Below are 21,458 nucleotides of genomic sequence, written 5' to 3'. Positions count from 1 at the left end.
TCAGCCGAAGCTTGTGAGATAGGCGGCCGTCACCGAATGATCCGGGTCGAGGCCATAGAGGATTGCATGCCGGTCAAGGCAGGTGCAGGGATGCGAAATGCCGAACTCGACGACGTCGCCGACCGAGACGTCGCTATCCTCGGCAAGAGTCAGGAAGGCATGCTGATCGTTGAGGCGGAAAACCTCGGCGCTTTCGAAATTGCCGAGATATGCGCCATTGCGATAGAGCGCCAGCGGCCGCGGCAGGCCCTGGTCCATCGCCACGTCGCGCATGCCCATGCCGCAGATCGCAAGCTGCGGCTCCGGCCGCGACAGGACCTCGGCCCAGACGCGCAGCGCCGGACGGAAGCCGGACGCTGCCGAAACCGTCTCGCCGCCGATACGCAAGCCACCGCGCGCATCGAGGCCGGCGAGACCACGCGCGTAGACGCCGTGGTCGTGGAAGAAGATCGCGCCGCTGCGCAGCACCAGCCGGCAGGCTGGATCGGCGGCGACGGCGGCTGAAAGCCGCGCCACCACGACATCGAAAAACACCGAGCCGCCTGATGTCAGAAGGAGCGGCCGTTCCCTGCCGATGCGGGCGCGGATTTTCGGCAGGAAATCTGATGTCATCGCCATCAGCGCGTCGATGCGAAGCATCGTCTCTTCCGGATCGGCGGTCGCGGCCGCGCCCTCATAGGCGGCGATGCCGGTCAGCCGGAAAGCCGGCGTCTCCAGGGCCAGGATCGAGTCGAGAATTGCCGCCGCGGCTTCGGCGCTGCGGAGACCGGCGCGGCCGGCACCGAATTCCATCATCAGCCCGAGAGGCGGCAGATCCGCACGCCCCTGCCATGTGGAGCGAAGCGCCTCGACGAGCGCCGTCGAATCCACGAAGACATGGAGTTCCGCATCGGGATAATGGCCGAGCAGCGCGGCAAGCCGGCGGGCGGCGGCGGCCCCGCCGATCTCGTTGGCGAGGATCAGCCGGCGCTGTCCCGCCTTGAGCAGGACGGCGGCCTGGCGGATGTCGGCAACGGTCGTGCCCCAGGCGCCTGCCGAAAGAAGCGCCTCTGCCAGCACTGTCGACATCGGGGTCTTGGCATGCGGCGCGATCTCGCCGCCATGGCTTTTCACATAAGCCATCATCAGTTCGACATTACCGGCGAAGGCCCGGCGGTCGAGCGAGATCAGCGGCAGGGCCATCCTGCCGTCATAGGGCTTCCATCCCTGCGATCCGATCGCAGCAGGCGAAAGCGGCGGATGGCCCGGCGGAAAGCCGCGCACTCGGTCGTCGATCAGGACGTTTTCCGTCGCGCTATGAAGATCAGGCATGGCGGGCTCTCCCGATCTCGGCCGGATCGGCCAAACCAAGGCGATAGGTGTCATTGGCAGTCGCAAAGAACAAAGCGCGCTGCTCGTCGAGAGAGAGCTCGGCGGCGACCGTACGGAAAACCTGATAGACCTCGTCGAAAGAAGCGTGCAGGCCGGCGACCGGGAAGTCGCTCGCAAACATCGCACGTTCAGGCCCGAAACAATCGAGGCAATGCTCGATCACCGGCCGCAGGCTTTCGAGCGTCCATGCATGGTCATAGGCGACAAGGTCGGAGATCTTCACGCGCACGTTGGGCGCGCCGCCGAGCGCCCGCAGGCCACGATGCCAGAGCGCCATGCCGTCCTCCGTCCGATCGGCAGGGCTGCCGCCGTGGTTGAGCACGAAAAGCGTTTCGGGAAAGGCCTGCACGAGATCGAGCGCCTCGGCCATCTGCCAGGGATAGAGCATCAGGTCGAAGACCAGCCCGAGCCGCGTGGCATGGGCAAGCCCCGCCCGCCAGGCGGGATCGCCCATGCGATCCGGACGCGGCGCAAAACGCTTCGCCGCATCGGGATGCCAGCTCAGAATATCGCGGATGCCGACGACGTTGGGGTTCTCAGCTTCCGCCTCCAGCAGCCGCGGGGCATCCGGCCCGTCGAGGGGAACGCGCGCGATATAACGGTGCGCCACCCCGGAGCTGCGGTCGAGACCCTCAAGCCAGCGGCTCTCTTCCAGCGGGTAGGCAACCGACCAGCCGGCCTCCACATGCACCGTCGCAACGACGTTCTGGCGCGCGGCATCGGAGCGATAATCGTCGATGCCGTAATCGCGCAGGATCGGTGCGAGGCTGCCGAACACCATCTCCTCGCCGGAAGCCCGCGCTTTCTGAAGCCACGGATGGCGTTGCAGGCTGAGATCCCAGAGATGGTGATGCGGGTCGATCACCGGCCCGTCGTAGCGCTCCGTCATCTGCGCGCCTCGCGGCCGGACACGAGCAGGAGGGCGAGGATCAGCGTACCGAACATGATCGACCGCCAACCAGGGGAGGCGTTGACGACGGTGATCAGCGCCGTCGTGGTGACGAGCAGGATCGCCCCTGGAATGGTGCCGGCATAGGTGCCGCGGCCGCCGAGGATTGAGGTGCCGCCGAGCACGACGGCGGCAATCGAGGTCAGCAGATAGGGGTCGCCGATGCCGACATAACCTTGACGGTTCATACCCAGCACGAGAATGCCGGCAAGCCCGGCGAAAAAACCTGACAGCGTATGGACGATCAGTGTGTTGCGGGTGACGCTGACGCCGGAAAGCCGGGCGGCGAGCGGGTTCGCCCCGAGCGCCAGGAACCGGGCGCCGAGCGGCATGCGGTGGATGAGCAGCAGGACGACGACCGAGACGGCGAGCCACAGCAGGATGCCCGAGGGAATACCGAGCGGCCGCGCCTGCCCGAGCAGGATGACGGCCGGGTTGCTGACGGTGACGGCGCTGCCGCCGGCGACGATGACGAGCAGACCCTGCAGGAAGGTCGCCATGGCAAGCGTCATGATGATCGGCGGCACGCGAAGATAGGCAGCACCCGCGCCATTCATCAAGCCGATGCCGGTGACGATGGCAAGGGCGGCCGCAATGCCGGCAAGGCCGGTCGGATCCCAGGCGGGCGAAATCAGCGGCAGCAGGATTGCCGTGACGGTGATGACAGCACCGACGGAAAGATCGATGCCGCCCATCAGGATGACGAGCGTCTGCCCGGCCGCGACGATGCCGATCACCGCGGCGAGTTCCAGTAGATAACGCAGATGGCCGTAGGCGCCGAAACCACGGAGCGAGACGCTAGCAACGATCCAGACGAGCGCGACCAGAAGCAAGGTCAGGAGCGGCGGATTGCGGAATGCGGATCGGATGATGTTCATCGCCTTGCCCTCCAAACCCCAAGAAGCTCCGGTACGGCGACCGCACCGACGATGATCAAGCCTTGCGCGACATATTGCGCGACGGGCGGAAAGCCTAGGAAGAACATCACGTTGATCATCACCGAGAGCAGCAGGCTGCCGCAGATCGCGCCGCGCATCGTACCCTTGCCGCCGAGAAAACCGACGCCGCCGAGCACGGCGGCGGCAATCGAGTTGAGCGTGAAGGGCGTGCCGATGACAGGATCGCCCGAGCCGGTCTGCGCCGCAACGAAGAGACCGGTGAGAGCGGCCAGAAGCCCAGAGAGCGCGAAGGCTGCGACCTTCACCCGTTCGACCGGCACGCCGGAGCGGAATGCGCCGACCGGGTTGTCGCCGGCCGCATAGATGCCGAGGCCGAGCGGCGTTGCCAGAAAAGCTTTCCAGAGCATGAGGATCACGACGAGCAGCACGAAGGCGACAGGCGTATGGCCGGCAAGCACCGTCGACAGCCAATCGGGAATGAACCCGCCCGGCCGCGGCAACAGGATGAGCGCGACGCCGCCGATGATGAAGGAGCCGGCCAGCGTGACGATGATCGCCGGCAATCTCAGATGCGTCACGATGGCGCCGGTGACCGCACCGATCGAAAGGCCGGCGACGGCGACGGCGATAATGCCGCCGGGCAGGCCGAACGGTCCTCCCATCGTTGTCGCGGCGATAACCGCGCCGAGACTGACCAGCGGGCCGATCGCCAGCGTGATGCCGCCGTTGAGCATGAGTAGCGCCTGCGCCATGGTGACCAGCGCGAGTGGAAACCAGTTCTGCGTGAACTTCGAAAAGCCGCCGATGGAAAGGATGCCGGGAAAGAGCACTGCATAGAGGATGAGAAAGGCAGCCACGACCAGATAGAGGCCGGCGAGGCCGCGGTTGCGGCGGAGCTGGATCGCGCCGTAGAGCCGGGTTGACGAAATAGTGCTCATGCCGCCTCTCCCTGCGTTGTGGTCGTAACGCCCATGGCGGCGCCGACGATCGCGCCTTCGCTGATCCGATCTTTCGATAGCGTCGCCGCGACGCGGCCCTCGCGCAGAACCACGACGCGGTCGCAGAGATGCACGAGTTCCGGCGTATCGGAACTGGCCAAAATGACGAGCCGCCCTTCGGCGGCGAAGGCGCGCAGCATCAGGTAGATCTCACGCTTGGTCTCGATGTCGACGCCGCGTGTCGGATCGTTGAGCAACAGCACGGACGGGTCGAGCGGCAGCCATTTGGCGAGCGCCACCTTCTGCTGGTTGCCGCCGGAAAGCGCCTGCACCGGGCGGGCCGTATCGCCCTTGATCGTCAGGCGACGTGCGAGATCGGCGACCAGGCCGTTTTCCGCCGTCGCGTCGCGCAGTCCCTTGCTCGCAAGCCGTCCAAGCGAGGGCAGGATAAGATTGGAGGCGATCGAATGCGGCAGCACCAGTCCCTCGTGTTTGCGGTCCGCCGGGACGTAGACGATGCCCCCCGCATTCGCTGCGCCGACATGGGCGGGCAGGCGGGGTTTGCCCGCCACCTCCGCCCTGGCCGCCGAGGCCGGAATCGCGCCATAGAGGCCGAGCAGCAAGTCTTCCTGGCCCTGCCCGACGAGCCCGCCGATGCCGACGATCTCGCCGGCGCGGGCGGAAAAACCAATGTCACGCACGATGCCGGCCGAAAAACCTTCGACGCTGATGCGCATCGCGCCGGGTACCGCGGCCGGGCGCGGCGGAAACAGGTCGCCGGTCTCGCGGCCTACCATCAGGCGGACCAGCCCCTCACCATCGATGCCGGACAGCGATTGGTCGGCCGTGACGCTGCCGTCCTTCAGCACGGTGACATGTGAGCAGAGCGCCTGCACCTCATTCAGGCGGTGGGAAATATAGAGAAGCGCCGTGCCGCGGCCTTTGAGCGTCCCGATCAGGCGGGCGAGGATGCCGGCTTCGTACGCAGAAAGCGACGAGGTCGGTTCATCCAGAATGAGAACACGCGGTTTGCGGAACAGCGCCTTGGCGATCTCCACCATCTGACGGCGGCCGAGCGCCAGATCGGCGACCGGCATGTCGAGCGGCTCGGTCAGCCCGACCAGATCGCAGACCTCTTGCACGCCGCGATGAAGCGCTCCGTAGTCGATGAGACCGAACCGGCGCGGAAACGCGCCGATCCCGATGTTTTCGGCAATCGAGAGAGTGGCCGTGAGGCTCAGCTCCTGTTGCACGACAGCGATGCCGGCCGCGCGCGCCGCCGCCGGGCTGAAACGCCCGACCGGCTTGCCGTCGACGAGGATGGACCCGCCGTCGGGCTGGAGGGAGCCGGACAGGAGATTGATCAGCGTCGACTTACCGGCGCCGTTTTCGCCGAGCAGGGCGTGAACCCTGCCCGGCAGAAGGGCGATGTCGACACCCTTCAAAACGGGATTGCCGAAAAATCCCTTGAACACCTGCCGGGCTTCCAGCACGGGCGTTTCTTCCGTCATCACGACGTCCCCCAACCGCGGATTACTTGGCCAGCAGCTTGTCGAACAGTGCCTTGTCGTAGTCCGAGTAGATATAGCCGTCGGCCGGGAACTTGTCGGCCCGTGCGAGGTAGCTGCCGATCGTGCTGTCGTCGATGACAGGCAGCGGCACCTTGACGAAGGCCGGCACGTCCTTGCCTTGCAGCGCCTGCACGGCGGTGTAGACGGAAAGGGCGCCGAGCCAGTTGGGCTGCATCGTCGCCCAGCCTTTCAGGCCCTTCTCCTTCCAGAGTTCCAGGAACTGCCTTGCATTTTCACCCGTGGTCGGCACCTGGTCGCGGCCCTGGCGCTCAAAGGCGAGGACGGAGCCGGCCGACAGCGCGCCGCCGAGCGACAGCACGCCGTCGATTTCGGGATTGGCGAACAGCAGGCTGGTCATCGCTTCCTGTGCCGGCGCGACGTTATATTCGGTGTTCGTCTCGGTGATCACCTTAAGACCCGGATTGGCATCGAGGACCGGCTGGGCGCCCTTGCGGCGGTCGTCGCTGACCGAGATGCCGGCCGGGCCGTTCATGATGATGATCTTGCCCTTGCCGCCGAGCTGGCTGACCATCCACTTGGCAGCGGTCGCGCCCCATTCGCTGGAATCGGTATTGATCTTCGCCGTCACCTTGTCGGTGTTGACCAGGCTGTCGAAATTGACGATCGCGATGCCCTTGTCGCAGGCATCCGATATGACGCGGTCGAGCGCATTGGAGGAGCCGGCGATGACGACGATGGCGTCGACATTGGCGTCGATCATCGACTGGATATGCTGGATCTGCGTCTGGGCGTTGCCCTGCGCGTCGGTGATCATCAGATCCTTGACGAGGCCGGCCTTCTTCAGCTCCTCCACTTCAGCGGTGATGGTGCCTTCAGTCTGCTTCATCCAGGTCGGCACGGAGTAGATGTTCGCCCAACCGATCGTATAGGGCGCTTTCCTGTCGCCCTTGATGCAATTGGCAGCGGCCGAGGCAGTGCCGGTGGAAAAGACCAGGAGGGTGGCTGCTGCGGCAGCGCCCGCGAGGAGGCGGCGGCGCAGCGAGGCGGAAATGCTGTTTCCAAAATTCTTCATGTCGATCCCCTTTTTTGTGCGGCAACCTTGACGGCTTGCCATCTATGTCCAATATATCGTACATGTGATCTATATACCGGACGAGGCGATCTTAGGCCGATTTTTTTACCCCGCAAGAGGGGTCGGAAAATTTCATTCGCGGTTGAATGACGGGATCGATTGACAGATACGGCAAGCGGCTTGAAAAGCTTGGCCGGACAAAAAGAACAGGACGATAGCGATGGATGCAGTTCAGGATGAAGCCGCCGGCAAACGCGCCCGAGGGCTCGACCGCGCCTTCGAGATCCTCGATTTCCTGCGCCAAAAACGGCAGGCCTTGAAGCCGAACGAAATCGCCGCGCAGATCGGTGCGCCGCGCTCATCGGTGTACGAGCTGGTCAACCTGCTGCTCAGCAACGGCATCCTCGAATTCACCGGCGGCGAGGGGCGCGTCTATCTCGGCCGCAAGCTCTATTTCCTCGGCGCCGCCTATGAGAACCATTTCGATTTCACCCGTGAATGCGAGGCGACGCTGGAACAGCTTGCCGACGAGACGCGGGAGACAGCACAGTTCTGCATGCTGGATGGGAACAGATACACGGTCGTGCGCATGCGCGAAGGCGCTCGGCCCTTCCGCATTTCGACGGATGTCGGACAATCGGTGCCTATCCCGTGGACGGCGTCGGGCCGCCTGCTCGTCGCACATCTGTCGGATCAGGACATCCTGAACTTCATTCCGTCGCAGGATTTCCGTCTGCCGGGCGGTGAATGGCTCGAACCTCAGACCTTCATCGCCGAGGTGCGCCAGGCCGAGCGTGAAGGCTTCTTCACCTTCAACAGCATCGTCGACAGCTTTACCCATTGTTTTGCCGTGCCGGTGCGCGGCGAGGAAGGTCACGCCGCCGCAACGCTCTGCCTCGTCACCCCACGTGACGACGGCATCGCGAACCGGGACCGCTACCTCGACAGCCTGAAGAAGGCCGCCGCCGGCCTGGAACATGCCCCGGCCCGGCCCAAACGAGGCTGACGTCCCAAATCATGTCACGCTAAGGCAGGATGCCGCTTGCCGACCTGTCTGACGTGGAAAACAAAAAGACCGCCGCAAGAGATATCTCTTATTGGCCGCCCCGATCGTCGATTTCCAGATTCAAGCCGATCCCGCAAAACTATTCACTCTTCTCCCGAAATTATGAAATTAAGTTTCTCTATAAAATTTATGGAGAACGTAGGTTAGTGTCCTGACAGCCAACCTATCCCTTGGCCCTGGAAAAGACCGGGCTGTGGGCGGCAAACGGAGAGGACGCGAAATGACACGCAAAATCAGGCTTGGGGCATTTCTTCCCGGTGGCGGACAGCATGTTGCATCCTGGCGGCATCCGGACCAACCGGCCGATGGCGCCACCAGTTTCGAGTTTCACAAGCAACTCGCTCTGACAGCCGAGCGTGGACTTTTCGATGCTTATTTCCTGGCCGACGGACTGGCTGTCGGTTTTGGCGGAGCGCGCGAAGGCGGCAATGCCCGCGTCGCCGGTTTCGAACCCGTCACATTGTTTTCCGCGCTTGCGCCTTTCACCACCCATCTCGGCTTTATCGCGACGTCCTCGACCACCTATGAGGAGCCCTATACGACTGCTCGCAAATTCGCCTCGCTGGATCTGATCTCCGAGGGCCGCGCCGGCTGGAATGTTGTGACCACGACAGGCGACCTCACGGCACAGAACTTCAACCGCGATACGCAGCTTCCACATGCCGATCGATATCGCCGTGCTGCCGAGCATGTCGACGTTGTCCGCAAACTCTGGGAAAGCTTCGAGGACGACGCGTTCATCCGCGACAAGGAGTCGGGCGTGTTCTTCGATCCGGCCAAGCTGCACGGCACCGACCACCGCGGCGAGCATTTCAGCGTGCGCGGTCCGCTCAACATCTCGCGCTCGCCCCAGGGACATCCGGTTATCGTGCAGGCCGGGCAGTCCGACGACGGGCGCGGGCTTGCCGCGGCAACGGCCGAAGTCATCTTTACCGCCCATCAGCACATCGAAACCGCCCAGGAATTCTACCGCGATATCAAGGCACGCGCCCGCGGCCTCGGCCGCAACCCCGATCACATCCTCGTCATGCCCGGCGTCTCCGCCTTCGTCGGCAGGACCGAAGCGGAAGCGCGCGAAAAGTACGACCGCCTGACCTCGCTGATTGTCGAAGAGGATGGGATCGGCCTCCTCAACGGCCTTACCGGCGGTACGCTCGACCTGCACGGTTATGATCTCGACGGCCCGCTGCCGCCCGCACCGCCGACGGAGGGCATGAAGAGCCGCCAGGCCCTCATTCGCCAGATCGCCGACGAAAACAACTTCACCATCCGCCAGCTCTATCAGTGGATCGCGTCGGCCCGCGGCCACTACACCATCGTCGGAACTCCTGAAAAGATCGCCGATACGCTACAGCAATGGTTCGAGAATGAAGCGGCCGACGGCTTCAATATTCTGCCGCCTTGGCTGCCGACGGCGCTCGACGACTTCGTCGATCTGGTCATCCCGGAGTTGCAGCGCCGTGGACTGTTCCGCACCGCCTATGAGGGCAAGACGCTCCGGGAAAACCTCGGCCTGCCTTTCCCCGCCAACCGATGGGCTGCCGGACGCGCAGTTCTCCAGGCAGCAGAGTGAGGGAGCGGACCATGGCCTATGAAATCAACCAGACTCTCCCGAGAAGCTTCGGCCGCCTGAAAAGCAGCGAGAAAAGCACGATCTCCGTTCTCGGCTCCCAGGTGCGCGGGGTGCTCGCATCGTTTTTGCCGCGTTATGGCCTGCTCCTCGCCTTCCTCGCGCTCTGGCAGGTATCGAGCACCGAAGGCTGGATCAATCCGGCCATCTTCCCGCCCTTGAATGTGATCCTGTTTGCTCTTTGGACCAATCTTGCCAACGGCGCGCTGCTGGATGACATTGCCATCAGCCTGCAGCGAGCTGGAACCGCCTTCGCCTTTGCCGTCGTGATCGGCATTCCGCTTGGCCTGTTCATGGGCCAGGTGCGTGCGGTCGAGCAGGCGCTCGATCCGATCCTGCAGCTCTTCCGGCAGACCTCGGCGCTGGCGCTCTACCCGATTTTCATCCTGCTGCTCGGCCTCGGCGAAACATCCAAGATCTTCGTGATCTTCTGGGCGACGCTGTTTCCGGTGCTGCTCGCCACGATCGGCGGTGTCAAGGAGGTGGACCAGAAGCTTATCGAGATGGCGCGGACCTATGGCGCCGGATCGCTGACGATCTTCCGCCGCGTCATTCTGCCGGCGTCGGTTCCTGCAATCTTCGTCGGCCTGCGTCTCTCGGCGACGACCGCGCTGCTCCTGTTGATTGCCGCCGAGATGATCGGCGCCAACAAGGGCATCGGCTTCCAGGTGATGAACGCCCAGTACAATTTCCAGATCCCGTTGATGTTTGCGGCGATCCTTCTGCTCGCCTTTCTCGGGCTTGCCGCCAATGCCTTGCTCGTTCTCCTGCAGCGCCGTCTCTGCCGCTGGTCTTAGCCGAGCCGCTAAACTGCTTCCCCCGATTTTCCTCTTCCGAAAGGGACACGTCATGACATTTTATCCCCGCAACCTTCTCCTGCCGGCCGTCATCGCGCTCGGCCTTGCCACGCCAGCCGCAGCCGCCGACACGGTAAAGCTGCGCTACCTCGCCAGCCAAGGCGGTCTTGCCGCCCACGAGCTCGCCGACGAACTCGGCTATTTCAAGGGTACCGGCATCACGTTCGAAAATGTCGGCTATGCCCAGGGCGGGCCGGCCTCTCTGATCGCTCTCGCATCCGGTGACGTCGAGATCGGCAGTGCGGCCACCTCCGCCGTGCTGAATTCGATCATCGGCGGCAACGACTTCGTCGCCGCCTATCCGTCGAACGGCATCAATGACGAGGTGCAGTCGACCTTCTACGTGCTGGAAGACAGCCCGATCAAGAGCATCAAGGACATTGCCGGCAAGAGCATTGCGGTCAATACGCTCGGTGCGCATCTCGACTATACCATCCGTGAAGCCTTGCATTCTGCCGGCCTGCCGACCGACTCCGCCAATCAGATCGTCGTTCCCGGCCCGCAGCTCGAACAGGTGCTGCGCTCCAAACAGGTCGATATTGCCGCCTTCGGTTATTGGCAGACGACCTTCGAGGGTGCCGCGCTCAAAAATGGCGGCCTGCGCGCGGTCTTCGACGATACCGATGTGCTCGGCGACATTGCCGGCGGCTTCGTGGTCCTGCGCCGCGATTTCATCCAGCAACATCCTGAGGCTTCGAAGATTTTCGTCGAGCAATCGGCCCGCGCCCTCGATTATGCCCGCGAACATCCTGAGGAAACCAAAAAAATCCTGGCCAAGGCACTCGGCGAGCGCGGCGAGAATCCCGACATCGCCCAGTATTTCCGCGGCTATGGCGTGCGCGCCGGCGGTCTGCCGGTCGAGCGCGACATCCAGTTCTGGATCGACGTCCTGGTTCGCGAAGGAAAGCTGAAGCAAGGCCAGTTGGCGGCCAAGGACATCCTCTTCACGGCTGATGCCAAGCCGGCAAGCAACTGAGGAACCGAGATGGGCATTGCTGAGAACATTCGCCGCGGCGAGGTGACGATCCGTCGCCTCTCCAAATCCTACAAGTTGAACGGCACGCCGCTGCAGGTTCTCAAGGATATCAATCTCCACATCCGCTCCGGCGAAAGCCTCGCCATTGTCGGCGCCAGCGGTTCGGGCAAGACGACCCTGCTCAGGGTTCTGGCCGGCCTTGAGGATGCCGATGCCGGAGAGGTTCTCGTCGATGGCCAGACGGTGCGGGGCGTCGGCGCAGAACGTGCCGTCATCTTCCAGGAGCCCCGCCTGCTGCCGTGGCTTGATGTGCTCGACAATGTCGCCTTCGGGCTGGAAACGAGTGGTCTCACGCGTCAGCAGGCGAGGGAGCGGGCGCGCCACTATGTCAAGCTTGTCGGCCTGCAGCAGTTCGAGGCGGCCTATCCCCGGCAGCTCTCGGGAGGCATGGCGCAGCGCGTCGGGATCGCCCGGGCGCTGGCCGTCCAGCCCGAGATCCTGCTGCTCGACGAACCGCTCGGCGCGCTCGACGCGATGACCAAGATCGGCATGCAGCAGGAACTCGCCCGGATCTGGCGCGATGAGGATGTGACGACCATTCTCGTCACCCACGATCTCGAGGAGGCGATTTATCTGGCCGACCGCATCCTCATCCTGCCACGGGAGAAGGGCGGCGAACCGCGCCTGATCGACATTGATCTGCCGCGCCCGCGCGACCGCAGCGCACCGGAATTCGTTCGCCACCGCGAGGAGCTGCTGAACCTGTTCGGACTGCATTGAAGGCTGCTGTCGGCAGCCTTCGCAAAAACCATCAAGGCCTGCTCTTCGCTCCGGCAGTCAGATAAGGCCGCCGATCCAGTTCCGCCGACCGGTAGGAACTGCGCAGCCGCAGCAGATCCTTGCGGGCGATCAGGCCGCAGAGCTTGCCCGAAGCGGGATCGACGATCGGAATGCGGCCGTCACCGGTTGACAGCATCAGATCGGCGATGAAGGCGACGGTATCATCCGGATGCCCGACGGGTACGGAGCCGTCTGCGACGTTTTCGCCAAGCGTCTGGAGGGCCAGCTCCTCTTTCCCCTGCCAGAGCAGGGCATCGGCCCGCGAGACGATGCCGGCTAGCCTGCCTGCCGCGTCGACCACCGGGTAGATCCGATGGGTTTTCTCCTGGGACGCGAAGAAATCGCAGGCCTCTCCGATCATCATAGTGACCGGAAGCGTGTCGACATCGCTGATCATGATCTCCCGTGCACGGGAGAGTTCGAACGGATCGATGCCATATTCGCGGGTGATGTGCTGCCCCCGGCGCGCAATCTTTTCGGTAAGGATCGAGCGGCGCAAGAGAAGAACCGTGACGGCATAGGCCACCACCGTTGCGGCGAGCAGCGGAACGAGCGTGCTGATGTCGCCGGTGATCTCCATCGCAAAGAAGGTGCCCGTCAGCGGCGCGCGCATGGTTCCACCCATCATCGCCGCCATTCCGAGCAGCGCCCAGAATCCGGGATCATTGCCCGGCATGACAAGGCCGACCAGCCAGCCGAGAGCGCCGCCGAAAATCAGAAGCGGCGCAAGCACGCCGCCTGAAGTGCCGGACGACAAGGCAAACAGCCAGATGACGGTCTTTACCAGCAGGATCGATATCACCGCCGGCGCGAGCAGCCGATTGTTGAGCAGGCCGTCGATGATGTCGTAGCCGACGCCCATTGCCCGCGGCTCGATCAGGCCGCCGAGGCCGATGACGAGGCCGCCGAGCATCGGCCACCACATCCAGTGGATCGGCAATGCCTCGAACAGGTCTTCGATCCGGTAGAGCAGCGTCGTCAGCAATCCTGATTGCAGTCCCGATATGATGCCCATCGCCGCACAGGCAAAAATTCCCCACCAGGGCAAATCCACCTGAAAATGCGTCGGAAAAAGCGGGCCGGTGCCGAACAGCAGCGGACGCCAGCAGATCGACACGCAGGCGGCAACGGCGACGGGAATGAAGCTGCGCGGCTTCCATTCGAACAACAGCAGTTCGACCGCCAGCATGACCGCGGCGATCGGCGAGCCGAAGATCGCCGTCATGCCGGCGGCGGCACCCGCGACGAGAAGCGTCTTCCGCTCGGCCGCGCTCATGTGAAAGAATTGCGCGAAAAGCGATCCGATCGCCCCGCCGGTCATGATGATCGGCCCTTCGGCGCCGAATGGCCCCCCCGTTCCGATCGATATTGCCGATGACAGCGGCTTCAGGACCGCGACCTTCGGCGACATCCGGCTGCCGCCGATCAGGATCGCCTCGATCGCCTCGGGAATGCCGTGGCCGCGGATTTTTTCCGACCCGAAGCGGGCCATCAGGCCGATGATCAGCCCGCCGAGCGGCGGCACCAGCACCACCCACAGCGAGCGCGGCACGGCAGCCAGAGAGTTAGGTTGAATGCCGATCTGCCCGAACCAGATGACATTGGTCACCAGCGCAATCAGGCTGACGAGACACCAGGCCGCAAACGCGCCGGCTGTGCCGATAATGATAGACATTCCGATCAGCAGGAGGACCCGCCTGTCGGTTGTGAAATCCCCGGCCTCGCGCCGGGAAAGACCGCCGGTGAAATCGTGCGGCCGGTTGCTTGGTTGATGCTGCGCCATGGAAGCCTCTGCTACGCGGAAATGGGTATGCTTGAGGCGCGTCAATATATCGTGATGCGATATAAATCAATGGGTGAAAGCATGAGGATGAAAATGTCTGTATAGATGCCTCACTTGACCGGCTGTCGGGTGCCCATCTATTCGAGATGGCAGAATGGCTCGCGACCCTGGCAGCCGTTGCGGCAGAGGAGAATGCCTTTGAAGAAAACCCCGCCGCCGCTGAGACAGGAGGATTATGAGGCGCTCGCCGACCTCAGATTCGCGCTTCGCCAGTTCACGGACTTCAGCGCCTCTGCCGCCCAGTCGGAAGGACTGCCCGTACAGCAGCATCAGGCGCTGCTGGCGATCAAAGGCCAACGCGGCGATGCCATGACGATCGGCATGCTGGCCGAGCGGCTGATCATCGCGCCCCACACGGCGACCGAGCTCGTCGGACGGCTTTCGGATGCCGGGCTAGTTGAACGCCATACCGATCCGGCCGACAGGCGCCGCCAGACGCTCCTCCTGACCGAGAAGGCGGACGCGCTTCTGACGAGGCTGAGCGCCGTCCATCTCTCGGAAATCAGGGTGATGGCGCCGAAGCTGATCGAGCTTCTGCTCGAACTGCAGAAGACCACCCAAGCCGGATGAGCCGATCGGCGTCTAGCCTATCTTAAAAGCGTCTTGCCGAGGCGATGAATATGGGCCGCACCGATGCCGCAGCAGCCGCCGATGATCGTCGCACCGGCTTCGGCCCAGGAGCAGGCAAAACGCGAATAGGCGTCGTCGTTCAGATCGTCGCGGGTCTCGTGCAGGCCTTCATTGGCGGCGGATGCGCCCTGTTCGCCTTCGAAGGCGTTGGCATAGACGCCGATCTCGATCCGAGCGTCCGCCTTGCGGAACACGCGCGCCGCCGTCTCCACAGCGCCTCGCATGACCTCAGGCTTGCTGCAATTGAACAGGAAGGCCTCCGCACCTGAGGAAACCGCCCAGGATGCCGCGTCCTCGACGCTTTCGCCGGAGCGAAGCTTCGGCTCGCCGCTCTCGATATCCGCCTCATCATCCGCCAAGGTGAAAGAAATCCAGAACGGCTTACCTGATGCCGCGACCGCCTGACGCACGGCCTCGCCCTCGGCGATCAGGCTCAACGTCTCGCCGAGCCATACATCGACGAAGGGCGCGAGGTTTTCGACCAGCATCTTGAGATAATCCTGCACCCGTGAAGGCTGAAAATTCTGCGGCTCATAGGAGCCGAAGATCGGCGGCAGCGAACCGGCCACCAGCACCTTGCGATCGGTGGCGGCATCGGCCGCCTCGCGTGCCAAACGACCGGCGAGACGGATCAGCGCCGCCCCCTCCTTCTGGAACCGGTCCTCACCGATATGGAAGGGCACCAGTGCATAGCTGTTCGTGGTAATGACCTGCGAGCCGGCGGCGATGAATTCCTTGTGGACCTCACGGACGATATCCGGCGAATTGATCAGCGCCAGGGCCGACCATTCCGGCTGTTTCAGTTCGGCGCCGAGCCGCAGCAGCTCGCGGCTCATGCCGCCATCGAGAATTCGTGTCGTGCTCATGAAGAGGTCTCCATTCAGGCTGTCGCCCCGTCACCGACGGCGGGCTTTTCATAACAAGGTGGGCGGATTGCAATTGATTGATGCGCGAGGGAGCTCATGGCCGGTTCCTTTTTCGTCGGCCTAGCGACGAACCGGCACCTGCGCTTCGAGACCTCGAAAGACGCGGGCGATCACTGCGGTTAAAACGAGATAGAAGACGGTGACGACAAGCAGCGGCTCATAGACAAGCAGCGTGTCCTGGCGAACCTTGTTGGCCACGGCGTAGAGATCCATCACCGTCACCGTGAAGGCAAGCGGCGTCGCCTTCAGCTGCATGACGATCTCTCCGGCAATCGTCGGCAGGGCGATGCGGATCGCGCGCGGCAGCCAGATGCGGCGGACGAGCTTCAAGGGCGACAGGCCGAAGGCCCGGCCGGCTTCGAGCTCGCCTTTGGGCACGGCAAGCAGCGCGCCGCGCAATACTTCCGCCTCATAGGCCGCATAGTTCAGCGTGAAACTGACGGCGGCGAAGAAGAAGCCCTCACGCAGGATTGGCCAGAACAGGCTCTGGCGAATGCCGGGGATCATCGGCAGCAGCGAGCCGACGCCGTAATAGAGAAGCCACAGCTGGATCAGCAGCGGCGTGCCGCGGAAGAAAGTGCAGTAGCCGCGAGCGAGCAGCCGCGTCAGCCTGCCGCCGCTGACCTGCGCAAAGGCGAGACCGATGGCGATGGCAAAACCGAACACCACGGAGATCACCAGCAGCGAAACGGTCTGCCAGGCGCCGGTCAGAAGCAGCGGCCAATAGGAAGAGATCCAGCTGAAATTCATGCGACGCTTTCTTCAGGCAAGGCGCGGCTGTCCCCGCCGCACCCGCGCCTCGATCAGTTTGAAGGCGACGTTGGAAACGAGCGTGATGGCGAGGTAGAGGAGGGCCGAAGCCAGGAAAAACACGAAGTAATGTTTGGTGCTTGCCCCGGCGAGGCGGGTGGCGAGCGCCAGTTCCTGGTAGCCGACGACCGCCACCAGCGCGCTGTCCTTGGTGACGGACATCCACAGATTGGCAAGCCCCGGCAGCGCGTTCGGCAAAAGCGCCGGCAGCAGGACGCGGCGGAAGCGCAGCATCGGTCCCATGCCGAAGGCCTTGGCGGCCTCGATCTGGCCGGCAGGAATGGCAAGGATCGCGCCGCGCAGAACCTCCGTCATATAGGCGCCCTGCACGAAGCCGAGCACGGCGACAGCGGCGACGAAGCCGTTCACGTTGATCGGCGGCAGGTCCAATGCCGCCAGTAGCCGATTGAGACCGTCGGTGCCGGCATAATAGAGCCCAACGATCAGGATCAGCTCGGGAACCGCGCGGATCACTGTCGTATAGAGATCGAGCAGCAGGCGGAGGGCGCGACTGCCGGACAGCTTTCCAAGCGCGCCGCCAGTGCCGAGCAACAGGCCGATTGCGAAGGCGCAGGCGGAGATGGCGACCGTGGAGACTGCACCTGTCAAAAGAACGCCGCCCCATCCCGGAGGATAGGGAGACAGCAGGTCCAGAATGCCTTGTTGCGCGGTCGCCATCGCTGAGACTGCTTACTTCGCGCCGTAGATATCGAAATCGAAGTATTTCTTGTTGATGGCGTCATACTGACCGTTGGCGCGAACGGCAGCGATAGCCGCATTCAGCTTGGCTTTCAGCTCTGTATCTTCCTTGCGCAACCCGCCCGAAACGCCGGCTCCGAGAATCTCCTTGTCGTCGGCGACATTGCCCATTTTGGCGCAACAATCCTTGCCGCCGTCGCTTTTCAGGAAAGCGTCCAGCGCCAGTGAATCACCGAAGACGTAGTCGATGCGGCCGGAGGCGAGATCCTGGAAAGCCTCGTCAAGCGTCTGGTAGGTCTTTTCCTCGGCAGCGCCTGCAAAATACTTCTTGTAATATTCCGACTGGATCGTCGACACCTGGATGCCAATCGTCTTGCCCTTCACGTCCTCGGCAGTGGCGCCCGGCTTCTGGTCCTTGGGGCCGATCAGAGTGCTCGGCGTATTGTAATATTTGTCGGTGAAATCGATCACCTTCGAGCGTTCGGCGGTGTTCGACATCGACGACCAGATCACATCGAACTTCTTGCTCTGGAGAGCTGGAATGAGACCATCCCAGGAAATCTCGACGATGGAGCATTTCTCCTTCATCTCGTCGCAGACGGCGTTCATCAGATCGATTTCCCATCCGTGCCACTCACCCGAGGCATCCTTGGCAAAGAAGGGCGGATAGGATTCGTTCATGACACCGAAGCGGACTTCGGCCTGGGCCGTGACGGCGGAAAGCACAAGTGCTGCGCCGGCGAAAAGCGTGGGGAGCAGTTTCATTCGCGGGATTCTCCTGGTTCGTGTGGTGTCGATGATGGCTGGTGTGATCAATGGGCGCTGAGACGGGTGAATTCCCGACAGCGGGCGCTGACCGGCGCCCCGAAAACTTGTTCCGGCGGACCTTCTTCCTCGATCCGTCCCTGATGCAGGAAGAGAACTCGGCTCGAAACATCCCGGGCAAAGCGCATTTCATGCGTGACGATCAGCATGGTCCGGCCTTCTTCCGCAAGATCGCGGATGACTTTCAGGACCTCGCCGACCAGCTCCGGGTCGAGCGCCGATGTCGGCTCGTCGAACAGCATGACGGCGGGATCGACGCAGAGCGCCCTCGCAATCGCCGCGCGTTGCTGCTGGCCGCCGGACAGGAAGGCGGGATAGGCGTCGCGCTTGTCAAAGAGCCCGACCTTGTGGAGCAGGGCTTCGGCCTTTTCGATCGCCTCGCGCTTGGACATGCCCATGACGTGCACCGGCGCCTCGATGACGTTTTCCAGCACGGTGCGGTGGGCCCAGAGATTGAAACTCTGAAAGACCATGCCGAGCCCTGTCCGCAACCGCTCGATCTGTCGCCAGCTCTGCGGCTGCAGCCGCCCACCGCGACCGGCTTTCAGCGCGACTTCTTCGCCGTTCACCGCAATACGGCCGCGATCCGGCGTTTCCAGGAAATTGATGCATCGGAGGAACGTGCTCTTGCCGGAGCCGGACGAGCCGATGATCGAAATCACATCCGACTTGTGGGCCTCCGTCGAGATACCCTTGAGGACCTGTTGCGAGCCGAAGCTTTTATGGAGATCTTCGACGCGAAGAGCAGGAAAGGGTTGATCCGACATGCAGTGGTCCGGCTGAACTGAATTTGCGAAGGATAATGATAAAATAACGCGGTTTTTTCGCGCAATTATCACCTCTTTTGCATATTATGTGCAAAATAATCTTCCCCGCGCATCGAATACGGCAGAACGTATGAAGTGCCGCAACTGGAATTGGACTGAATGATGGAACAGCTGGATCGTTTTGACCGTGACATTCTCGACATCGTTCAGCGTGACTGCCAGCTGAAGGCCGAAACGATTGCCGAACGGATCGGGTTGTCGGTCTCGGCCGTGCAGCGACGGTTGAAGCGGTTGCGCGAGGAGGGGATCATCAAGGCGGAGGTCGCCGTCGTCGATCGTAAGGCGACGGGAACATCGATGGTGTTCATCGTCGGGATGGAGATCGAGCGGGACAATTACGACGCACTGGCGAAGTTCCGCCTTTGGGCGGAGAAGCAGGATCATATCCAGCAGGTCTACTACGTCACCGGCGCGGTCGATCTGATCGCGATCATCACCGCCCGCGACGTCGAGCACTATGACGACATCGCGGCTCTGATCATGGCGGAAAACGCGCAGATCCGCCGCATGCACACCAATGTCGTGCTGCGCGACGTCAAGCTCGGCCTGTTCGTGCCCTTGGAATAGCGATCATCCGTTCTCACCGCGACTGGACTAATATAGGACAAAGGGCATAATTCCGGCCGCAAATCCCGGGAGGAACGGTCCTTGACGTTACGACACCAGATCATCGCATTGGCGATCGTCCCGCTCGTCATCTCGATCCTTGCGATCACCACCTTCATCACCTGGCAATCGGCAAACCTCGCCAAGAACAGCATCGACACGTTCGAGCAGAACATGCTGAAGACCAAGGAAGCCGAGATCCTCAATCTGACCAACCTTGCGCTGTCGGCCATCCAGACGATCTACGACAAGGCCGGGGCCGACGACGAGGCCGCCAAGCAGCAGGTTGCTGAGATCCTGACCTCGCTCGACTACGGCAAGGACGGATATTTCTTCGTTTACGACTATGACGGCAACAATATCGTCCACCCGCGCCAGAGCTTCCGGCATGGGCACAATTGGCTCGATCTCACCGATCCGGATGGCGACAAGGTGATTGCGGAACTGATCGCCACGGCGCGAGCGGGGGGCGGCCTGCATCAGTACAAATGGCAGAAACCATCGACCGGGCAGATCGCAGACAAACTTTCCTTCGTCGTCAGCCTCGACAAATGGCACTGGGTCGTCGGCACCGGCGTCTATCTGGATGACGTGTTTGCCCAGAGTGCCGCCGCCAACAAGGTAACGCGCGCCAACATAAGGCGGACCTTCGTCATCGTCGCGCTGATCGCCGTACCGTCGGTGCTCGTCGTGTTCACCACCTGCATGCTTCTGACCTTCCATGAGCGCCGCATGGCCGATAGCCGGCTCAAGGCCCTGACGCAGCGGGTCATCGACACCCAGGAAGAGGAGCGTGCGCGGCTGGCCCGCGAGCTGCATGACGGCATTTCCCAAAATCTCGTCGGCGTCCGTTATGCGATGGATCTCGCCGGCCGCAAGGTCAGGACCAATGTCGACGATGCGGCGCTGACCATCGACCGCGGCGTCGAGGCGTTGAACGGCGCCATCAAGGAGATCCGGCGGCTCTCGCATGATCTGCGGCCGCGCGTGCTTGATGACCTCGGGTTGAAGGCGGCGCTTGAGGCGCTCTGCTACAATTTCGCCGAGCGGACCGGGATCGATACGAAAATCGACGCCTCAGGCTTCACCGACAGGCTGAAAGCCGAAGCCAACACCGCACTTTATCGCGTCGCGCAGGAGGCTTTCAACAATGTCGAGCGCCACGCTGGCGCCTCCCGGCTGACCGTCAAGCTCTGGAGCGACGGCGGCCGCGCCCGCATGACTATCTCCGACAACGGCACCGGCTTCGACGGCAGCAAGGACGGCGCCTCAGGCAGAGCCGGACTCGGCCTGCGCAACATGCAGGAGCGGATGGCGCATTTCCGCGGTCTGCTGCTGATCAACAGCAGCGAGACCGGCACGACGCTGACGGCCATGATGCCGAGATCGGCCAATCTTGCCGCCGGCAAGCAGGCGGAAGCCGCATGACGGCACGCCCGAAAATCAAGGTGCTCTTGATCGACAACCATCCACTGGTGCTGGACGGGCTGAAAGCCGTGCTCGAAACATTCGACCATATCGAAGTCGCCGGCACCGCCGGCTTGGCTCAAACCGGGCTCGACATCGCCCGGCAGGTCCAGCCGCAGGTGGTGCTGATGGATATCAACATGCCGAAGCTCAGCGGCATCGATGCGATCGAATTATTCAGGAACGAACTTCCGCAAACCCGCGTCGTGATGCTGTCGATGCATGACAGCCGCGAATATATTTCCTCCTCCGTCATGCATGGCGCCGCCGGCTACGTCCTCAAGGACGTTTCGACGGACGAGATCGTCGCGGCCATCGAAACCGTCGCCGGCGGCGGCACCTATTTCTCCTCCGGCGTCTTCGATGCGCTGATGGGCGAACGCGCGGAGGAGGGGAGCGATCCCTTGACGCCGCGTGAGCGCGACACGCTCGGGCTGATCGTTGCAGGCAGGAGCAACCGCGAGATCGCGGAAGTGCTGGGAATAAGCGCCGCGACGGCCGAAACCCATCGCAAGAACCTCAAGAAAAAGCTCGGCATCGCAACGACAGCAGGTCTCATCCGCTATGCGCTCGACCACGGCATCGTCTCGAAAGTCGGCGTGGATCCGCGCCTACCCACTTCTGGGTAGAGCCCGGTAGTTCAGCTCCTCGCCCATCTTGTGAGGATAAATCCGACGCCCTAGGACTCCATTCGC

21 protein-coding genes are annotated in these 21,458 nt (G+C 62.9%); 9 read left to right on the top strand and 12 right to left on the bottom strand.

Going from position 1 to position 21,458, the window contains the following annotated elements:
• The 6 genes from GR197_RS20900 to GR197_RS20875 are packed head-to-tail and all read right to left on the bottom strand — an operon-like array spanning position 1 to position 6,761.
• Positions 1-1,311 carry an alanine racemase gene (locus GR197_RS20900; protein WP_164012979.1) on the bottom strand — a complete coding sequence of 437 codons (1,311 nt, stop codon included), beginning with the start codon at positions 1,309-1,311 and terminating at the stop codon, positions 1-3.
• On the bottom strand, positions 1,304-2,260 hold the full coding sequence (locus GR197_RS20895) for an amidohydrolase family protein (protein WP_164012977.1): 957 nt from the start codon (positions 2,258-2,260) through the stop codon (positions 1,304-1,306). The genes GR197_RS20900 and GR197_RS20895 overlap by 8 nt, the downstream gene beginning before the upstream one ends.
• The gene (locus GR197_RS20890; protein ID WP_164012975.1) at positions 2,257-3,198 is read right to left on the bottom strand and encodes an ABC transporter permease; all 942 of its coding nucleotides are present in this window, start codon (positions 3,196-3,198) and stop codon (positions 2,257-2,259) included. The genes GR197_RS20895 and GR197_RS20890 overlap by 4 nt, the downstream gene beginning before the upstream one ends.
• A complete protein-coding gene (locus GR197_RS20885; protein WP_164012973.1) occupies positions 3,195-4,157 on the bottom strand; it encodes an ABC transporter permease in 963 nt (320 codons plus the stop codon). The genes GR197_RS20890 and GR197_RS20885 overlap by 4 nt, the downstream gene beginning before the upstream one ends.
• A complete protein-coding gene (locus tag GR197_RS20880) occupies positions 4,154-5,668 on the bottom strand; it encodes a sugar ABC transporter ATP-binding protein (protein WP_164012971.1) in 1,515 nt (504 codons plus the stop codon). The genes GR197_RS20885 and GR197_RS20880 overlap by 4 nt, the downstream gene beginning before the upstream one ends.
• A gap of 22 nt (positions 5,669-5,690) precedes the next feature.
• Complete coding sequence (locus GR197_RS20875; protein ID WP_164012969.1) at positions 5,691-6,761, bottom strand: ABC transporter substrate-binding protein; 1,071 nt, start codon at positions 6,759-6,761, stop codon at positions 5,691-5,693.
• 220 nt (positions 6,762-6,981) lie between these two features.
• Here GR197_RS20875 and GR197_RS20870 point away from each other — a divergent pair, with 220 nt between their 5' ends.
• The 5 genes from GR197_RS20870 to GR197_RS20850 all read left to right on the top strand — a co-directional run bounded on the left by GR197_RS20870 (position 6,982) and on the right by GR197_RS20850 (position 12,070).
• Positions 6,982-7,767, top strand: a complete 786-nt coding sequence (locus tag GR197_RS20870) for an IclR family transcriptional regulator (protein WP_164012967.1) — start codon at positions 6,982-6,984, stop codon at positions 7,765-7,767.
• Between the two features lie 280 nt (positions 7,768-8,047).
• Positions 8,048-9,400 carry an LLM class flavin-dependent oxidoreductase gene (locus tag GR197_RS20865; RefSeq protein ID WP_164012965.1) on the top strand — a complete coding sequence of 451 codons (1,353 nt, stop codon included), beginning with the start codon at positions 8,048-8,050 and terminating at the stop codon, positions 9,398-9,400.
• Between the two features lie 11 nt (positions 9,401-9,411).
• The gene (locus tag GR197_RS20860; protein WP_164012963.1) at positions 9,412-10,254 is read left to right on the top strand and encodes an ABC transporter permease; all 843 of its coding nucleotides are present in this window, start codon (positions 9,412-9,414) and stop codon (positions 10,252-10,254) included.
• Between the two features lie 52 nt (positions 10,255-10,306).
• A complete protein-coding gene (locus tag GR197_RS20855) occupies positions 10,307-11,290 on the top strand; it encodes an ABC transporter substrate-binding protein (protein ID WP_164012961.1) in 984 nt (327 codons plus the stop codon).
• Between the two features lie 9 nt (positions 11,291-11,299).
• Positions 11,300-12,070, top strand: a complete 771-nt coding sequence (locus GR197_RS20850; RefSeq protein ID WP_164012959.1) for an ABC transporter ATP-binding protein — start codon at positions 11,300-11,302, stop codon at positions 12,068-12,070.
• Between the two features lie 31 nt (positions 12,071-12,101).
• Here the strand turns inward: GR197_RS20850 and GR197_RS20845 are convergent, their stop codons facing one another.
• On the bottom strand, positions 12,102-13,913 hold the full coding sequence (locus GR197_RS20845; protein ID WP_164012957.1) for a chloride channel protein: 1,812 nt from the start codon (positions 13,911-13,913) through the stop codon (positions 12,102-12,104).
• Between the two features lie 198 nt (positions 13,914-14,111).
• Between GR197_RS20845 and GR197_RS20840 the strand changes: the two genes are divergently transcribed.
• The gene (locus GR197_RS20840) at positions 14,112-14,543 is read left to right on the top strand and encodes a MarR family winged helix-turn-helix transcriptional regulator (RefSeq protein ID WP_164012955.1); all 432 of its coding nucleotides are present in this window, start codon (positions 14,112-14,114) and stop codon (positions 14,541-14,543) included.
• Between the two features lie 17 nt (positions 14,544-14,560).
• On the opposite strand, the gene GR197_RS20835 is transcribed toward GR197_RS20840, so the two are convergent.
• From GR197_RS20835 to GR197_RS20815, 5 genes are all read right to left on the bottom strand, one after another.
• Positions 14,561-15,469 carry a homocysteine S-methyltransferase family protein gene (locus GR197_RS20835; RefSeq protein ID WP_164012953.1) on the bottom strand — a complete coding sequence of 303 codons (909 nt, stop codon included), beginning with the start codon at positions 15,467-15,469 and terminating at the stop codon, positions 14,561-14,563.
• 120 nt (positions 15,470-15,589) lie between these two features.
• A complete protein-coding gene (locus GR197_RS20830) occupies positions 15,590-16,279 on the bottom strand; it encodes an ABC transporter permease (protein ID WP_164012951.1) in 690 nt (229 codons plus the stop codon).
• A 12-nt stretch (positions 16,280-16,291) separates the two neighbouring features.
• Positions 16,292-17,017, bottom strand: coding sequence for an ABC transporter permease (locus tag GR197_RS20825; protein ID WP_164012949.1), 726 nt, complete (start codon positions 17,015-17,017; stop codon positions 16,292-16,294).
• A 12-nt stretch (positions 17,018-17,029) separates the two neighbouring features.
• Complete coding sequence (locus tag GR197_RS20820; protein ID WP_164012947.1) at positions 17,030-17,803, bottom strand: transporter substrate-binding domain-containing protein; 774 nt, start codon at positions 17,801-17,803, stop codon at positions 17,030-17,032.
• 47 nt (positions 17,804-17,850) lie between these two features.
• Positions 17,851-18,630 (bottom strand): ABC transporter ATP-binding protein, encoded by a 780-nt coding sequence (locus GR197_RS20815; RefSeq protein WP_164012944.1) that lies wholly within the window; start codon positions 18,628-18,630, stop codon positions 17,851-17,853.
• Between the two features lie 162 nt (positions 18,631-18,792).
• On the opposite strand from GR197_RS20815, the gene GR197_RS20810 reads away from it, so the two are divergent.
• From GR197_RS20810 to GR197_RS20800, 3 genes are all read left to right on the top strand, one after another.
• A complete protein-coding gene (locus GR197_RS20810) occupies positions 18,793-19,257 on the top strand; it encodes an Lrp/AsnC family transcriptional regulator (protein ID WP_164013069.1) in 465 nt (154 codons plus the stop codon).
• 81 nt (positions 19,258-19,338) lie between these two features.
• Positions 19,339-20,724, top strand: a complete 1,386-nt coding sequence (gene mctS / locus GR197_RS20805) for a sensor histidine kinase MctS (protein ID WP_164012942.1) — start codon at positions 19,339-19,341, stop codon at positions 20,722-20,724.
• Positions 20,721-21,392 carry a response regulator transcription factor gene (locus GR197_RS20800; protein WP_164012940.1) on the top strand — a complete coding sequence of 224 codons (672 nt, stop codon included), beginning with the start codon at positions 20,721-20,723 and terminating at the stop codon, positions 21,390-21,392. Before mctS ends, GR197_RS20800 begins: the two co-directional genes overlap by 4 nt.
• Positions 21,393-21,458 lie beyond the last annotated feature (66 nt).

Source organism: Rhizobium phaseoli (assembly GCF_010668805.1).
GTDB classification, from domain to species: domain Bacteria; phylum Pseudomonadota; class Alphaproteobacteria; order Rhizobiales; family Rhizobiaceae; genus Rhizobium; species Rhizobium phaseoli_A.
The sequence above is the reverse complement of the archived record's forward strand: the minus strand, read 5'-3'. Positions and strand labels throughout refer to the sequence as shown.

Bases quoted from the DNA above. Each gene is read 5' to 3' on its own strand.
- GR197_RS20900 (WP_164012979.1), bottom strand. From the start codon at position 1,311: ATGCCTGATCTTCATAGCGCGACGGAAAACGTCCTGATCGACGACCGA.
- GR197_RS20895 (WP_164012977.1), bottom strand. From the start codon at position 2,260: ATGACGGAGCGCTACGACGGGCCGGTGATCGACCCGCATCACCATCTC.
- GR197_RS20890 (WP_164012975.1), bottom strand. From the start codon at position 3,198: ATGAACATCATCCGATCCGCATTCCGCAATCCGCCGCTCCTGACCTTG.
- GR197_RS20885 (WP_164012973.1), bottom strand. From the start codon at position 4,157: ATGAGCACTATTTCGTCAACCCGGCTCTACGGCGCGATCCAGCTCCGC.
- GR197_RS20880 (WP_164012971.1), bottom strand. From the start codon at position 5,668: ATGACGGAAGAAACGCCCGTGCTGGAAGCCCGGCAGGTGTTCAAGGGA.
- GR197_RS20875 (WP_164012969.1), bottom strand. From the start codon at position 6,761: ATGAAGAATTTTGGAAACAGCATTTCCGCCTCGCTGCGCCGCCGCCTC.
- GR197_RS20870 (WP_164012967.1), top strand. From the start codon at position 6,982: ATGGATGCAGTTCAGGATGAAGCCGCCGGCAAACGCGCCCGAGGGCTC.
- GR197_RS20865 (WP_164012965.1), top strand. From the start codon at position 8,048: ATGACACGCAAAATCAGGCTTGGGGCATTTCTTCCCGGTGGCGGACAG.
- GR197_RS20860 (WP_164012963.1), top strand. From the start codon at position 9,412: ATGGCCTATGAAATCAACCAGACTCTCCCGAGAAGCTTCGGCCGCCTG.
- GR197_RS20855 (WP_164012961.1), top strand. From the start codon at position 10,307: ATGACATTTTATCCCCGCAACCTTCTCCTGCCGGCCGTCATCGCGCTC.
- GR197_RS20850 (WP_164012959.1), top strand. From the start codon at position 11,300: ATGGGCATTGCTGAGAACATTCGCCGCGGCGAGGTGACGATCCGTCGC.
- GR197_RS20845 (WP_164012957.1), bottom strand. From the start codon at position 13,913: ATGGCGCAGCATCAACCAAGCAACCGGCCGCACGATTTCACCGGCGGT.
- GR197_RS20835 (WP_164012953.1), bottom strand. From the start codon at position 15,469: ATGAGCACGACACGAATTCTCGATGGCGGCATGAGCCGCGAGCTGCTG.
- GR197_RS20830 (WP_164012951.1), bottom strand. From the start codon at position 16,279: ATGAATTTCAGCTGGATCTCTTCCTATTGGCCGCTGCTTCTGACCGGC.
- GR197_RS20825 (WP_164012949.1), bottom strand. From the start codon at position 17,017: ATGGCGACCGCGCAACAAGGCATTCTGGACCTGCTGTCTCCCTATCCT.
- GR197_RS20820 (WP_164012947.1), bottom strand. From the start codon at position 17,803: ATGAAACTGCTCCCCACGCTTTTCGCCGGCGCAGCACTTGTGCTTTCC.
- GR197_RS20815 (WP_164012944.1), bottom strand. From the start codon at position 18,630: ATGTCGGATCAACCCTTTCCTGCTCTTCGCGTCGAAGATCTCCATAAA.
- GR197_RS20810 (WP_164013069.1), top strand. From the start codon at position 18,793: ATGGAACAGCTGGATCGTTTTGACCGTGACATTCTCGACATCGTTCAG.
- GR197_RS20800 (WP_164012940.1), top strand. From the start codon at position 20,721: ATGACGGCACGCCCGAAAATCAAGGTGCTCTTGATCGACAACCATCCA.